The organism is Parasediminibacterium paludis (assembly GCF_042651445.1).
GTDB lineage: Bacteria > Bacteroidota > Bacteroidia > Chitinophagales > Chitinophagaceae > Parasediminibacterium > Parasediminibacterium paludis.
Window position 1 is genome coordinate 504946 of the sequence record NZ_JBHSDC010000003.1, and the last position, 14828, is coordinate 519773.

Annotated in this window: 12 protein-coding genes; all 12 read left to right on the forward strand. The window is 33.5% G+C overall.

Annotated elements, in window-relative coordinates; genetic code table 11:
• Nucleotides 1–9 precede the first annotated feature (9 nt).
• The 12 genes from ACFOW1_RS05800 (at nucleotide 10) to ACFOW1_RS05855 (ending at nucleotide 14618) form a co-directional block, all read left to right on the forward strand.
• Nucleotides 10–588 carry a YdeI/OmpD-associated family protein gene (locus ACFOW1_RS05800; protein WP_379012834.1) on the forward strand — a complete coding sequence of 193 codons (579 nt, stop codon included), beginning with the start codon at nucleotides 10–12 and terminating at the stop codon, nucleotides 586–588.
• A gap of 865 nt (nucleotides 589–1453) precedes the next feature.
• A complete protein-coding gene (locus ACFOW1_RS05805; RefSeq protein ID WP_379012836.1) occupies nucleotides 1454–3514 on the forward strand; it encodes a S9 family peptidase in 2061 nt (686 codons plus the stop codon).
• A 295-nt stretch (nucleotides 3515–3809) separates the two neighbouring features.
• Nucleotides 3810–4394 carry a Crp/Fnr family transcriptional regulator gene (locus tag ACFOW1_RS05810; RefSeq protein ID WP_379012837.1) on the forward strand — a complete coding sequence of 195 codons (585 nt, stop codon included), beginning with the start codon at nucleotides 3810–3812 and terminating at the stop codon, nucleotides 4392–4394.
• Nucleotides 4395–4517: 123 nt separating this feature from the next.
• Nucleotides 4518–5360, forward strand: a complete 843-nt coding sequence (locus ACFOW1_RS05815) for a class I SAM-dependent methyltransferase (RefSeq protein WP_379012838.1) — start codon at nucleotides 4518–4520, stop codon at nucleotides 5358–5360.
• A 6-nt stretch (nucleotides 5361–5366) separates the two neighbouring features.
• Nucleotides 5367–6038, forward strand: a complete 672-nt coding sequence (locus ACFOW1_RS05820; protein ID WP_379012840.1) for a hypothetical protein — start codon at nucleotides 5367–5369, stop codon at nucleotides 6036–6038.
• A gap of 5 nt (nucleotides 6039–6043) precedes the next feature.
• Entirely contained in the window at nucleotides 6044–7384 is a 1341-nt protein-coding gene (locus tag ACFOW1_RS05825) for a TolC family protein (RefSeq protein ID WP_379012841.1), read from the forward strand.
• Between the two features lie 7 nt (nucleotides 7385–7391).
• Nucleotides 7392–8438, forward strand: coding sequence for an efflux RND transporter periplasmic adaptor subunit (locus ACFOW1_RS05830; protein WP_379012842.1), 1047 nt, complete (start codon nucleotides 7392–7394; stop codon nucleotides 8436–8438).
• A gap of 5 nt (nucleotides 8439–8443) precedes the next feature.
• Nucleotides 8444–11500 carry an efflux RND transporter permease subunit gene (locus ACFOW1_RS05835; RefSeq protein ID WP_379012843.1) on the forward strand — a complete coding sequence of 1019 codons (3057 nt, stop codon included), beginning with the start codon at nucleotides 8444–8446 and terminating at the stop codon, nucleotides 11498–11500.
• A gap of 22 nt (nucleotides 11501–11522) precedes the next feature.
• A complete protein-coding gene (locus tag ACFOW1_RS05840; RefSeq protein ID WP_379012845.1) occupies nucleotides 11523–11945 on the forward strand; it encodes a DUF2147 domain-containing protein in 423 nt (140 codons plus the stop codon).
• Between the two features lie 22 nt (nucleotides 11946–11967).
• Nucleotides 11968–12747, forward strand: a complete 780-nt coding sequence (locus ACFOW1_RS05845; protein WP_379012846.1) for an SDR family NAD(P)-dependent oxidoreductase — start codon at nucleotides 11968–11970, stop codon at nucleotides 12745–12747.
• Between the two features lie 707 nt (nucleotides 12748–13454).
• The gene (locus tag ACFOW1_RS05850; protein WP_379012848.1) at nucleotides 13455–14048 is read left to right on the forward strand and encodes a hypothetical protein; all 594 of its coding nucleotides are present in this window, start codon (nucleotides 13455–13457) and stop codon (nucleotides 14046–14048) included.
• Between the two features lie 249 nt (nucleotides 14049–14297).
• Nucleotides 14298–14618 carry a hypothetical protein gene (locus tag ACFOW1_RS05855; RefSeq protein ID WP_379012849.1) on the forward strand — a complete coding sequence of 107 codons (321 nt, stop codon included), beginning with the start codon at nucleotides 14298–14300 and terminating at the stop codon, nucleotides 14616–14618.
• Nucleotides 14619–14828 lie beyond the last annotated feature (210 nt).

Consider the following 14828-nt stretch of genomic DNA (forward strand, 5'->3'; position numbering starts at 1 on the left):
ATAAACAGTATGGTAAAAACTGAAAACTTCGAGCAAATTGAAATTACTACTGCCAATGAATTAAGAGATTGGTTGGCACAAAACCATGCCCAAAAAGAAAGTATTTGGGTAATAACTCATAAAAAAGAACTAAAAGAAAAATACGTTTCAAAACAAGACATATTAGATGAGTTGCTATGCTTTGGATGGATTGATGGTATAGGGCGAAAATTGGATGAAAGTAGAACCATGCTGCTTATTTCACAACGAAGGGCGCAGCATTGGTCAAAGTCGTATAAAGACAGGTTTGCAAAACTAGAAAAGCAGGGACGTATAACCGAAGCAGGTAGGCAGGCAGTTCTAGTATCAAAAGAAAAAGGGCTATGGAATTTTATGGACGATGTAGATGCACTCATAAAACCCCAAGACTTTATTGAATCCTTGGAACAGCTCTATCCTGCTATGAATAATTTTGATGCGATTGGCGCATCAAGCAAACGCTTTATGCTACGCTATATTAAAATTGCCAAGACAGCCGAAACAAGAGCACAGCGAATTGCTGAAATTACTATATTAGCGAAAGAAGGAAGAAAACTAAAAGGTAGTTAACCTATTTTATGATATGGTTCTAAATGAGCGTGTCTACAATACCAGTTCCACACTTTTGTTATCACTCATTTTAGGACGTAGCAACCTTCAGAATATTGTTTTATTGTACTAATTTTTTCCAAAAGATTATTTTATCCTCACCGGTATTATAAAATTCTCTGATGGTAGCTTCATGGCTATATTGCTGATAGTATTTTTAAATATCAGCAAAATACCAGTCTTATACAAGCGCAGGAAGCGGATTGTTATTTTCTTTTTAAAGAAGGGGTTTCATTGTTGAATAAGAACCTTGATTTTAATGACTATACTGATACCACAAGAGTAAGTTATATACTAGGAGACGAAAATGTTTTTTTCATACACTTTAATAATACAAAAGGCTTAAATGTTCCGAATGATAAGCAAATTTTAAAAAATCTTTTCAGTACAACAGGTTGTTTAGCAGTTGCAAATTTGGCTTATCTCACTTTGTTAAAAGACCAATTGGAATATAATAAACATTTAACAGCATTATTAAAAAGGGAATACAATTTATCGCAAGAGTAAGGAAGAAAAGCAGGAAAGTCTGCAAGACGGAAAGACCGAAAGAAAGTCTAAATGAGAGCGAGACTGGAAGTTCGAAATTGCGGGGTGACTTTATTACCAATGATTTGTTACCTTCAACTGAGAAATACCAACCGAAGAACTAGCAATCATTTTTATTAGCATTGGTAGCTATTTCTACTTTAAAGTATCACCACAATACAATCTATAGCATTGGACCACCAAAAAATTAGTCGAAACAAGCCATGCCATTAGGCTTTCTGAAGTCAAAAAACTATTGAGGAATTGGAATCTTAATTATATTCATGTTTAATACTTTATTATGAAATCAATTATCATTTTTTATTGTGTTACATTAATTAGCATTTCTGCATTTTCACAAAATCCATCAACTTCATTTGAAGAATGGATTAGTTTAAAACAAGTAAGCAGTCCTGTTATTTCTCCAGACGGAAAATTAGTGGTATATACCGTAACGTCAACTGATTGGGGTGCAAATAGATTAGATGCTGAATTATGGGTTTCAGAAACAACTGCACGAAACAGTGGTTTTCAACTAACGAGAACTAATAAAGCTAGTAGCACAAATGCTCAGTTTTCACCAAATGGCGAATGGATAAGTTTTTTGGCTGATAGAGGCGATAAAAGTCAAATCTTTATTATTTCCCCAAAAGGTGGCGAAGCAATTCAAGTTACGAAAGACGAAGACGGTATTGATGCATATAAATGGAGTGCTGATGGAAAGCAGATTGCGTTTATAAAAACCAATGCAGAAAATAAAAATCAAAAATCAACAAACGAACGTTATGGAGGATTTGAAATAGAAGATGAGGGCTTTAAACAAAACAGTTTATGGTTTATGAATTTTGATATAGATAGTATTAATACCGCTGGCTATTTGCCTTGTTATCAGAAATTGAATAGTAAAGATGATACACATACTCCTTGTTATGCTATGCCAAAAGCTTCACTGTTGGTAAATGCGAACTATTATATTTCAAATTTTGAGTGGAGTCCTGATAGTAAAATGATTGCATTTACTTTTCAACCAGATGCAAGGGTAAAAAGTTCTGGCCGTTCTGATATTGCATTGGTAGATATGGCTTCAAAAAAGGTTCAAGTAGTTATTAATAATACCTCTACTGATAATTTTCAGATTTGGAGTAAGGATAGCAAACAGTTTGTTTACAGTAGTTTTTTTGATGATACAATTTCCAATTTTTATAAAAACAATCATTTGGTTGTGTATGATTTAACTAATAAAAATAGTAAAGAAATATTAAATGGTTTTGACGAAGTTAAAAATGCTATTGAATGGAATGAGGATGGTATTTATTTTTCTGCATTAGATAAAATGAAATCTAGTTTGTATCTCTATCATCCCTCAAAAAACAATTATAATAAAGTCGCAATTGACTTAGATGTAATTACTAGTGCAAGTTTTTCTTCACAAAACAACACAATTGCAATAAACGGAAGAAATTTTAGTTCGCTGAATGACATATATGTATTTAACCAACAGAGACTTACAAAACTTTCTGACGCTTCCGCACAAATAGAAAAATGGAATACACCTACCAATGAAATTGTACAATGGAAAAGCAAAGATGGTGAAATGATTGAAGGTGTTTTATTAAAACCTAAAAATTTTGATTCACATAAAAAATATCCTTTGCTAGTAATCATTCACGGTGGACCCACTGGCGTAGATAGGCCAGAACCTACGCCAACTTATGTATATCCGATGATGCAATGTTGTGAAAAAGGTGCTATTGTTTTAAGAGTTAATTATAGGGGTAGTGCAGGATATGGAGAAAAATTTCGTTCACTTAATGTTAATAATTTAGGGGTTGGTGATATGTGGGATGTTGTAAGCGGTGTAGATCATTTAATTGCAAAGGGATTTGTAGATACAGCAAAAATGGGTTGCATGGGCTGGAGCCAAGGCGGTTATATTTCTGCATTTTTAACTACCAATACAAACATTTTTAAAGCAATTAGTGTTGGTGCTGGCATTTCCGATTGGATGACATATTATGTAAGTACAGATATTACACCATTTACCAAACAATATCTTAATTCAACACCGTGGTCTAACCCTGCTATTTACCAAAAAACATCCCCTATTACAAATATTACAAAAGCAAAAACTCCAACATTAATTCAGCATGGAGAATTGGATAAACGTGTTCCAATTTCTGATGCTTATGAACTATATAGGGGTCTGTTAGATAATAATGTTATTGCCAAATTAGTTGTTTACAAAGGATTTGGTCATGGTATTACTAAACCCAAAGAAAGATTAGCGGCTATTTGGCATAACTGGGTTTGGTTTAATCATTATGTTTTTGGCGATAAAATGGAATCTTTACCTTTAGAATGATATTGATTTTTTGACGAATGAATTAATAATGATAGGTTATTTTTAAAACTTATCGTTTAAAGAAAGCCAAGAAAATCATTGAGAAATTGGCAAAAAAGAAAGAAGTATAAATTTGTAAAACCTTATAGGCCAATAGAATGCATACTAAATTATACTCTGCCAAATAATTGATAGACGAGTACGGTCCGATTCTTATTTTTAGATACTTATTTCCTTAAAATTTCTAGCGGATTAGTATTATCATATTCAGATCTCGTGTTTTTATAAATTTGTGGAAACCACTACTAGCAACTGTATGAAATCTTTCTTTTTCAATTTTATTAAATCATCTATCCCGCATTTTCACATAAACGATGACGAATTAAACCTTATCGCAGAAAACTTTGAAGAAATGGAATTAGAGAAAGGGGAATATTTTCTAAAGCAGGGAAAGATTAGCGGTAGCCTGATTTTAACAGAGGGGCATCTTAGAGCATACACTTTTAATGAAAATGGTGATGAGGTAACAACAGCTTTTTACGCACCTCCTCGATTAATTTTTGACGTTGCGTCCTTCTTTCAGCAAAAACCTTCAGTAGAAAATATCATTGCCATAACTAAAGTGAAAGGATATTATTCTAATTATAAAACAGTAGATAAACTTTTTCATGAACATGCATTATGGCGTGAATTTGGCAGGGCTATGTTAGCAAAAGAATACATTCTTTTTAAGGACAGAACGATGCGTTTAATCAACCTAACAGCAGAGGAACGCTATGCTCACTTAATGGAAACAAATTCTGAAATTTTTCAAATAGCCCAGCTAAGGCATATTGCTTCATACCTAAATATTACTGATACTTCTTTAAGTAGAATACGTCGAGAATTTACTTTAAGATAAAATCTTCACTTGCCATAAGACAAGTTTTTTCTTGCCATAAAGCAATCCACTTCTTGCCACAAGTAAACCATAATCTTTAGGCTAGTTTCTTCCTTTGTGTTATCAATTTAAAGTGATAATACAATGGAAACAATTACAAATAAACCTAAACAAAGTGAAGAACCTAAACTTGCTTTTGCAGGCAAAATACCAGATGTTTATGAATCCGTTCTAGGCAATTTCATCTTTGAACCCTTTGCTAAAGATTTAGCAGCACGAATAGTTCACCGGAAAGGAGGCGTTCGTGTTCTTGAACTAGCAGCAGGAACGGGTCGTTTAACGCATTATTTAACTGAACTGCTTTCAAATGACTCTACAATAATAGCTACCGACCTCAGTATAGAAATGATTGAAGTAGGCAAGCAACAGGTACAGTCTGATAATCTACGATGGCAACAAGTAGATATTGCTGATATTCCCTTTGCGGATAACAGTTTTGACTTAATCGTTTGCCAATTCGGTATCATGTTTTTACAAGATAAGGTTAGAGGCTTTTCTGAAATAAAAAGAGTCTTAAAACCTCAAGGTCAATTCCTTTTCAATGTTTGGGGGGCTTTAGAAGAAAATAGAATTTGGCAAATAACCAACCAAGTGTTAATGCAGTTCACTGGTGAGTTTCCCCCGCTTCAACATAAAGTTGGTCCTTTTTCTTGTAGTTATATTCCCTTCGTACAACAGCAATTGCAGGATGCAGGCTTTCTAAATAGTACGATTGAAATCGTTAAGCAATCTAATTCTATCCAATCTGCTGCGATAGCAGCTAAAGGGTTCATACACGGTCTGCCAACAAAAACAATAATTCTAAAATCACATCCCAATAAGCTGATTGATATCGAGAAATCACTGGTGTATGAGTTTGCTGCTCAACTAGGCGATTATCCTTTAACCACTTCTTTCACAGCCTTAATTTTTAACCTTTTTAAATAATAATATATGGATCAGTTACCTTTTTATGTATATGCCACTTTTATTTCTACGGTGGTAATCGCTTACTATCTCATTGTGAAAGCTTCGGGGTTTAAAAAGCCTTTTCTGATTGTAATGGCAATTTGGATAGTACTTCAAAGCATCATTTCCATCTCTGGCTTTTATACCAATTTCAAAGCAGCATCCCCTCGGTTTCCGCTGCTGGTTGTGCCGCCTTTACTGTTCCTCATGTACAATTTATTAACTAAAAAAGGGGATGCCTTTTTATTGGCATTTAACATCAAGACACTCACCATTTTTCACATCATCAGGATACCTGTAGAAATCGTTTTGTATTGGTTATTTGTTCATAAAGCCATCCCAAGCTTAATGACTTTTGAAGGTAGAAACTTCGATATACTGTCTGGCTTATCTGCACCAGTCATGTATTATCTAGCTTTCGTTAAAAAAAGAGTAGGTAATACACCGCTCATTATATGGAATATCATCTGCTTGTTATTGGTGATTAACGTAGTCATTAATTCTATACTTGCTTCGCCAACACCTTTCCAGCAGTTTGCTTTTGAGCAGCCCAATATTGGCATATTGTATTTCCCATTTACATTATTGCCTTCTTTTTTAGTGCCAATGGTCATTCTATCGCATGTAAGTGCTATTAAACAACTTTTAAAAAAATAGAATTTATGAATAAGTATCTCATCTTTCTCTTTTTGCTATCGATTGGCTTCAATAGTAAAGCCCAATCTAATATAGATAAATACATATCACTTGGATTAAATAACAATCAAAGTATTCAGCAGCAGAACTTTGAATTATCAAAAGCCATGTATGCTTTAAAAGAAGCTAGAACGCTTTACTATCCTAATGTGGCTTTTAACACTACTTATACCTTGTCACAAGGTGGAAGAGTGATTGGGCTTCCCTTAGGCGACCTGCTGAATAGTGCTTATGCCACTTTAAATCAGCTAACGGCAAGTAACAATTTTCCCAAGTTACAAAACCAAAATATTCAACTAAATCCTAACAATTTTTATGATGTAAAACTGAGAACTACGTATCCCATTTTTAATCCTGACATCAAATACAATTATCGCATTAAAGATGAACAGGTAAATCTGCAACAATTAGAAGTAACGCTTTACAAAAGAGAACTTGTTAAAGAAATAAAAACCGCCTTTTATCAATACATACAATCCCTAAAAGGAGTGGCTATTTACAAAAATGCCAATGAATTAGTAAAAGAAAATCTACGCATCAATAACGCTTTATTTAATAATCAAAAGGTTAATAGAAATGTGGTTTTAAGAAGTGAGTATGAGGTAAGGAAAATAGAAAGTGCATGGATAGATGCCAATAAGAATAGCCAGAATGCAAAAGCGTATTTTAATTTTTTAATCAATCGGCCATTAAGCGACAGCATTATTACTGATGAATTTACGAATATTCCATCGCTTGAAAATGAATCTAGCCAAGACATCTCAAAAAGAGAAGAATTAGGTAAGCTAAGTATTGTAAAGGAAATTAATGCTAATCTTATTCATTTAAGCAATACCTACCGTTTGCCAAAAGTGAGTGCAATGTTAGATGCTGGTGCTCAAAACTTTGATTTCAAGATAAATAATCATACACCTTATTTTCTATTCGGTCTATCTGTTGATTGGAATTTATTCGCTGCTGGAAAAAACAAGTATAAAGTAAAAGAAGCAGAAGCGGCTTTGAATAGTACCATAAAGCAAACGGATTATGTTAAAAGTCAAATAGAAGTACAATTAAGTACGGCTATTAATACTTACAAGGCTTCTTTAAAAGTGTATGACAATACGTTGTTTCAAGAAAAAGCTGCCCTACGCAATTACAACGATTTATTAAAACTATACAAGGAAGGTCAGGCTTTATACATTGAACTTTTAGACGCTCAAAATCAATACATCACCGCTCAGTTACAAAGCAGTATTGCGCTTATGGACACTTGGGCAAAATATGCAGAAGTAGAAAGAGCCAATTCATCTTATCCTTTAAATTAAATAAATCATGAAAAAATTAATCATCATTGCTATAGTGAGTAGTACAGTAGTTATTACTTCTTGCCACCCAAAAACAACAGATACAGCATTATTTGCTAATCAAGCTATCCCTGTTAAAGTTATTTCTATTCAGCAGCAGCAAAGCAGCCATCAAATCATTGCTACTGGTTTATTATCCACCGACCAAGATGCGAAATATGCTTTTAAAATTGGTGGTGTCATTGAAAATGTATTAATCGAAGAAGGGCAATACTTTAAAAAAGGTCAACTGTTAGCGACGCTCAAAACCACAGAAATAGAATCGCAATTGCAACAAGCAAAATTAGCAACCGAAAAAGCAGAGCGAGACTATAACAGAGCAAAAAACTTGTACCAAGATAGCGTAGCTACTTTAGAGCAATATCAAAATGCAAAAACTGGTTTAGAAGTAACTAAACGCACTGTTGACCTTGTACAATTTAATAAACAATACACAGCTATCTATGCACAAGCAGATGGTTTTGTTACTAAAAAATTAGCCAACAAAGGTGAAGTCATAGCAGCTGGCTTTCCCGTATTTGCAATCAATGAAACCAATGTTCAAAATGGGTGGGTAGTAAAAATTGGTATTACTGATGCCGAGTGGGCAGCCATTGCAGAAGGCAACCAAGCTAGCATTCATCTTGATGCTTATCCAAATGAAATACTGCAAGGAACGGTCAGTAAAAAATACCTAGCTGCAGACCTAGCAAGTGGAACGTTTGTAGTGGAAATAAAATTAAATAATACCAATAAAAAACTGGCATTAGGAATGTATGCACAAGTTAGTGTTGCAACTAATGGTACTAGTTCAAATGCCATCATACCTTACGACGCATTGGTTGAGGCTAATGGCGATGATGCTTTTGTGTTCACACCAATTGAGGGCAATAAAATAAAACGAGTACCTATAAAAATTGCAGCTTTTAATCAGCAATATGTTACAGTAAAATCGGGCTTAGAAAATGTATCATCCATTGTAGTTGCCAATACGGCTTTCTTAAATGAAAATACCATCATCAATATTCAAAAATAACAGTCATGAACCTTACTAATTTCTCAGTAAAAAACTATCAGTTTACCCTGATAATGTTTGTAATGGTTGCCTTAGTAGGTGCTGTTACACTCTTTACCATGCCAAGGGCAGAAGACCCTCAAATCAATCCACCACAATTTCCAATAGTCATCATCTATCCTGGTACAAGTCCTAAAGATTTGGAAGAATTGGTAGTTAAACCAGTAGAGAACAAAATGTTTGAACTAGATAACATTGATAAAATTACTTCAGACATTCAAGATGGCTATTGCATAATAAAAGTAGAATTCAAATACGGTCAAAGTATTGATAATAAGTATCAAGAAGTTATCCGAGAGATGAATGCTTTAAAAAGCACCTTGCCTAAAGACATTGCCAATATTGATGTTCGCAAGGTTGACCCGTCGGATGTAAGTGTATTGCAAATAGCTCTTGTCTCTGAAACAGCTTCTTTCAAAACAATGAAGGATAAAGCAGACGATTTAAAAGAAGCATTAGAAAAAATTACTGATCTCAAGAAAGTAAAAGTAGCAGGGCTGCCAGAACAAATTGTTCGGGTTGATTTGAACCTGCAAAAAATTGCTCAATTCAATATTCCATTGAATGTAGTGTTAGGCAGTATTCAAAGTGAAGATGCCAACATACCTGGTGGTAGTTTGAATGCTGGTACAAAAACCTTCAATGTAAAAACGAGTGGCAAATACACGAGTATCGATGATATAGCCAATACAGTTATATTTAACGGTAATGGAAAGATTGTGCATTTGAAAGATGTAGCATCTATTGTATTTCGTAACGATGAAGAACATCATATCACTCGCTTGAATGGGCATAGAGCAGTTTTAGTAACGGCAGCACAAAAAGTTGGCGCCAATATTGCCAACACCCAAAAAGCCTACATACCCGTTTTAGCGTCTTTTGAAAAAGATTTACCTACTAACATTAAAATGGTTACCCACTTCGACCAAGGGGAAAATGTAAGCAGAAGGTTATCCGGTTTAAGTGAAGATTTTATGATTGCCATAGGCTTAGTATTATTAACCTTACTGCCACTAGGTTTCAGGGCATCCCTCATTGTGATGATTGCCATTCCATTATCCTTGGCTTTGGGTTTGGTGGGTTTAAATGCTTTTGGTATTTCATTAAATCAGTTAAGTATTGTTGGTTTAGTAGTGGCATTGGGCTTGTTGGTAGATGATAGCATTGTAGTAGTAGAAAATATTGAACGATGGCTACGTGAAGGGCATTCAAAAATGGATGCAGCCATTAAGGCTACTAAACAAATCAGTATGGCGGTGTTGGGTACCACAGCTACCTTAGCTATTGCTTTTATGCCTTTGGTGTTTTTGCCTGGTGGTCCTGGTGAGTTTATTCGCGGGTTACCTTTAGCTGTTATTAGCAGTGTGGTGGCTTCTATGTTGGTATCATTAACAGTTGTGCCATTTTTAAGTAGCCGTATGTTAAAGGAACACCATAATCCTGATGGTAATTTTCTACTTCGTGCTATCAAAAAAGGTATCAATGGCACGTATGCCAAATTAATGCACAAAGCTTTAGCGTTTCCTAAAACAACTTTAGTAGTTGCAGGGATATTGTTTGCTGGCGCAGTATTGATTTTTCCAAAACTGGGCTTCAAATTATTTCCTGCATCTGAAAAGCCCATTTTTATGGTAAATGTGCGTTACCCATTACAAACCAGTTTGCAGGAGAATAATCGCATCACCAGAATGATTGAAGATTCTTTAGCCAACAATAAAACTATTGAATACTTTACTACTAATGTTGGAAAAGGTAATCCACAAGTATACTACAACGTAATACAGCAAGAAGAAAGAAACGATTTTACACAGTTTTTTATTCAGTTAAACAATGATACAAAACCAAATGACAAAAAGAAAATCATTGAACAAGTAAGAACACAGTTTCAAAACTTCCCTTATGCTATTGTAGAAGTAAAAGACTTTGAACAAGGCCCCCCTATTGAAGCACCCATTTCAATCCGGGTATTTGGTAACAACTTAGATACGCTCAGAAAATTATCGTATGATGTTGAAAAAATCATTCGCAGCAGCAAAGAGGTTTTGTATGTAAACAATGAAACCAATCTTTTAAAAACAGATATCAAGGTAAACATCAATCAGGAAAAAGCGAGAACATTAGGCATATTAACTGTTGATATTGACCGTACTGTTCGCATGGCTGTTGCAGGCTTGCAAATGGGTACTTATACCGATGATGATGGCGATGGGTATAAGATTACGGTGGATGTACCTAAAGAACAATATGCCGATTTAAAAGTGTTGGAAAACTTATACATCAACAATGCTGTGGGTACGGCCATTCCATTAAACCAAGTAGCACAAATCACTTTTGAAACTTCACCAACCTCTATTAATCATTTCAATAAAACAAGGTTTGTTAAAGTAACTGCTTCAACACAGCAAAATGTATTAGCCAACAATGTATTAAAGCAAATAGTACCCAAGCTGAATGAAATAAAAATGCCAAAAGGATACTATTACAAGTTATCAGGCGAAGCAGAGAGCGAAGGTGATGCTTTTGGTGGAAGTTTTATTACGGTGATATTGTTAACGGTATTTCTCTTTACAGCCGTTTTAATTCTGCAATTCAAAACATTTAAAGGCCTGCTCATCATTCTATCAGTTATTCCCTTAGGGGTTGTAGGTGGTGTAGCCATGTTATGGCTCACAGGTAATCCCATGTCATTTGTTGCCATTATTGGCTTTATTGGTCTGGCGGGCATAGAAGTGAAGAACTCTATTTTATTGGTTGATTTTACCAATCAATTAAGAGCTCAAGGTGTGGCATTGAATGATGCAATAGAACAAGCAGGTGAAACAAGATTTTTACCAGTGATACTTACGTCCTTAACAGCCATTGGTGGTTTAATTCCTATTGCCATCAATCCAAATCCCCTCATTTCGCCGTTAGCATTGGTATTAATTGGTGGGTTAATCAGTTCTACAATCCTATCCAGAATTGTAACACCAGTTATGTATAAACTTATTCCACCTAAAGTAGAAACTGAAAATATTAATTAAATAAAAGTTTAAATACATTAAAATGAAAATAAAATTCTTTTTTCTATGGCTTTTATGCATGCCATTTGTCACATTAACTCAAGCACAAATAAATGAATCCCAAATTTTGGGTGAATGGACATCACCCAAAAAAGATAGCAGGGTATTGATTTACAAATCAAATAATTTGTATTATGGAAAAATTATTTGGGGTTCAGGGTCTGAAACAAAAGACAAAAAAAATCCAAACATAACATTGAGAAATAGAGATTTAATAGGCTTAGTAATTCTCAGCAATTTTAAATATGATGGCCATGGTGAGTTTATGGATGGTTCAATTTACGATCCAAGGGTGGGTAAAACATATACTTGTAAAATGACATTAAAATCCGAGACACAACTTTCTATCAGAGGATACATAGGTATTTCTCTTTTTGGAAGATCGGAAGTATGGACAAAAAATTAATTAATAAACAAAATATAAAAAAATGGAACCTTTTGTAATTATTACAGGTGCTAGTAGTGGGCTAGGCAAAGAATTAGCTATTCAATTAGCAGCAAAACAACACAATATAATATTGGTTGCTAGAAATGAAAAATCACTTTTAGAAGTTAAGATGTTAATAGAAGAACAATACAAAGTAAATGTGATTGTTCTACCAATAGATCTATCAATTGCAGAGAATGCGTTGAAACTTTACGATCAAGTAATATCGCTAAATGTTGCCATTTCTTCACTTATTAATAATGCAGGCGTTGGGTTGTATGGCGAGTTTAAAGAAACAAGTTTGGAGGAAGAATTAAAAATGATTGAATTGAACATATCTTCTTTAGTAGCATTAACTAAAGTTTTTATTCAATATTTTTTAAAAAATGGTGGCGGTAAGATTATGAATATTGCATCACTCTTATCTTTCTTACCGTTTCCATATTTTTCTGTTTATTCAGCAACCAAATCATTTGTGTTATCATTTACAGAAACAGTAGCAGCAGAATTAGAGGGTACGAATGTGGCTGTTTTAGCACTATGTCCTGGAACAATTGATACACCTTTTCATTCAGATAAAATGTGGAACACCAACGCCTATCAAACAAATAAACCAATGCCAGTAGAAAAAGTAGCAATAGCAGGTGTCAAACTTTTAGAAAAAGGTAAGGGCAAAACAATTGTTGGCTTTAACAATTGGTTTATATCCAATTTACCCAGACTAACACCCGACTTTATTATGATTAAAATAAAAAAATATTTGGCATCGCAAAAGAAATAATTAGTAAAATACTATAATTAGAAGAAAAGCCTAATTATTTTGGCTACGGCAAACAGGCTATGCAGCGGTAAATAGGTTATTAAAAGAAGAACATAATTGCGTGGCTTGTCTAGCAATAGGTTGACTAATAGCTTAACCTAATATGGTCATTATAGCGAGTATTTTTACTGAATATTTAGCACATTGTCTAACACGAATTATGTAAAAACCAAATAAAACAGGCAAATTTTTTTGAGTAATTATCGTTGTACAAAGTGCCAGATTTTATGACTGTAAAAACCTTTTTTCGCAGGATTAAATAGCGCATTAATTAAAGCCCTAGCTACCGAGCCAGGGCTTTTATTGTGGGTTGGCAAAATGCCCCTTAGAAGGGCAAGATGCTAACGAGGCGGCAACCAAGGGGAAACGTCACACTCATTTGAGTTTTGCGGTTTCGATGGCATTAAAGGCGCTTGTAAAGCGCTGGTATAAATAACTTGGCAAGAGGTGTGGTGACCGTGGCCAAGAATGGTAAAGCCCCTTTTTAGGGGCTTTTTTAGTATCTGTTAATAAACAGTTGATAAGATAATTTAGTATATGTGGAAGGATTTTGTATTTTTAAGAAATAATTATAAAGACCAAATCGGTAAATAGGTATTCTATCTGCAATATGAAATGTCCTAAAGCATTTTAAGACAAACAATGAGATAACAATTAAACTTTAACTAATGTCAGGAATTTTAATACTTTTTAGGTTTAAACGAATATTTTACATATGTCTAGCATTTAGTTATATGTTGACTATTTTCTCATGTGAGAATCAGCAAGTGAAAATAGAGAAACCACCTTATGAAGAAATCTCTAAAAACGAAATTGAAATTAGAGAAATGATAAAACACTATGATGCTATAATTCTTGATGATACTATCGAGCAATATACATTTAGGCTTCAAGATATTTTTATAAAACAAAATAAATTACTATCTGTACGTGCAGAGATTTTTGATGCATATCAAAACGGGAATTTATTTACTTTGAAGATAATGCCTCGTGATATTATAGACGAAAAAATAAAAGTTTTAGAAGTAATAGTTGATTCAACGCAACAAGAAGGATTAAAAAAAAAGTTAGAATATAACAAAGTAACACACCAATCTGGTTGTTTTATTATAAAAGTGTCAAATGTTATATCTTTAGGACCAGAGATAGAATACAAAATTGATAATGAAGATCAAAGTAACCCATACATTTCATCTGAAGAAGAAAATAAGCGGCTCTTATCTATAAAAGGACGACTCATTGATTACAAGTTAGAAAAATAATGATGTATTGAATAGTTACTACATGATTAAATTTATAGTTACAATTAACTTTTTATTTATTTAATTGCAGAGGATCTTAAGATTGTCTAAGCCTCCTATTTTTTTTATTATTAAATAATTTTTTTCTGTTAAACTTTGGATCTAACAAGGTATTTTGAGCTCTAAAATGTTATTGTTTCTATGTCCTACTAGGGAATATTTATTAAAAAAAATCAAGTAAAAATAGTATGTACTTTTTAATCTAAAATCATGAAAAGTAATCCTCAAATTTTAAATTTCCCCAGTTCAATTAATGAATTTCCATACCATTTTACATTATTGGATATTGATGAAATAATGGTTTCAAATCATGCTGGCATTTATTTGTTTGTTAAAAAAATCAAAAGCGACGAAAACAATATTACCAATTACAAAATTTTGAGTTATGGAGAAAGTGAGAATTTTCATAACACATTATTGAGTATGAAAGAAGAAGAAAAAATAAAAGGTTCATCTTTTTTTTGTCATTTAGAATGTTCAAATAAAGAAGAAATTAAGAAAATACTCATTGAGGTGGGAAATTTTATTTAAAAATATCATGATTATCGATACTCAACCGCATGTATTTCTTATGCGAGAGATTATATGATAGTGTGCCTAATATCATATATACATGCGGCATACTGTGGAAAAACGTTATTTTCTGATTTTTGCAATCATTTTTCTGGCTCTCTTTAGCTTTGATAGCCTCGTTTAGGCTGCTTTTAAAAATGCTAATGGATAAGTATTGTTATAAAATGA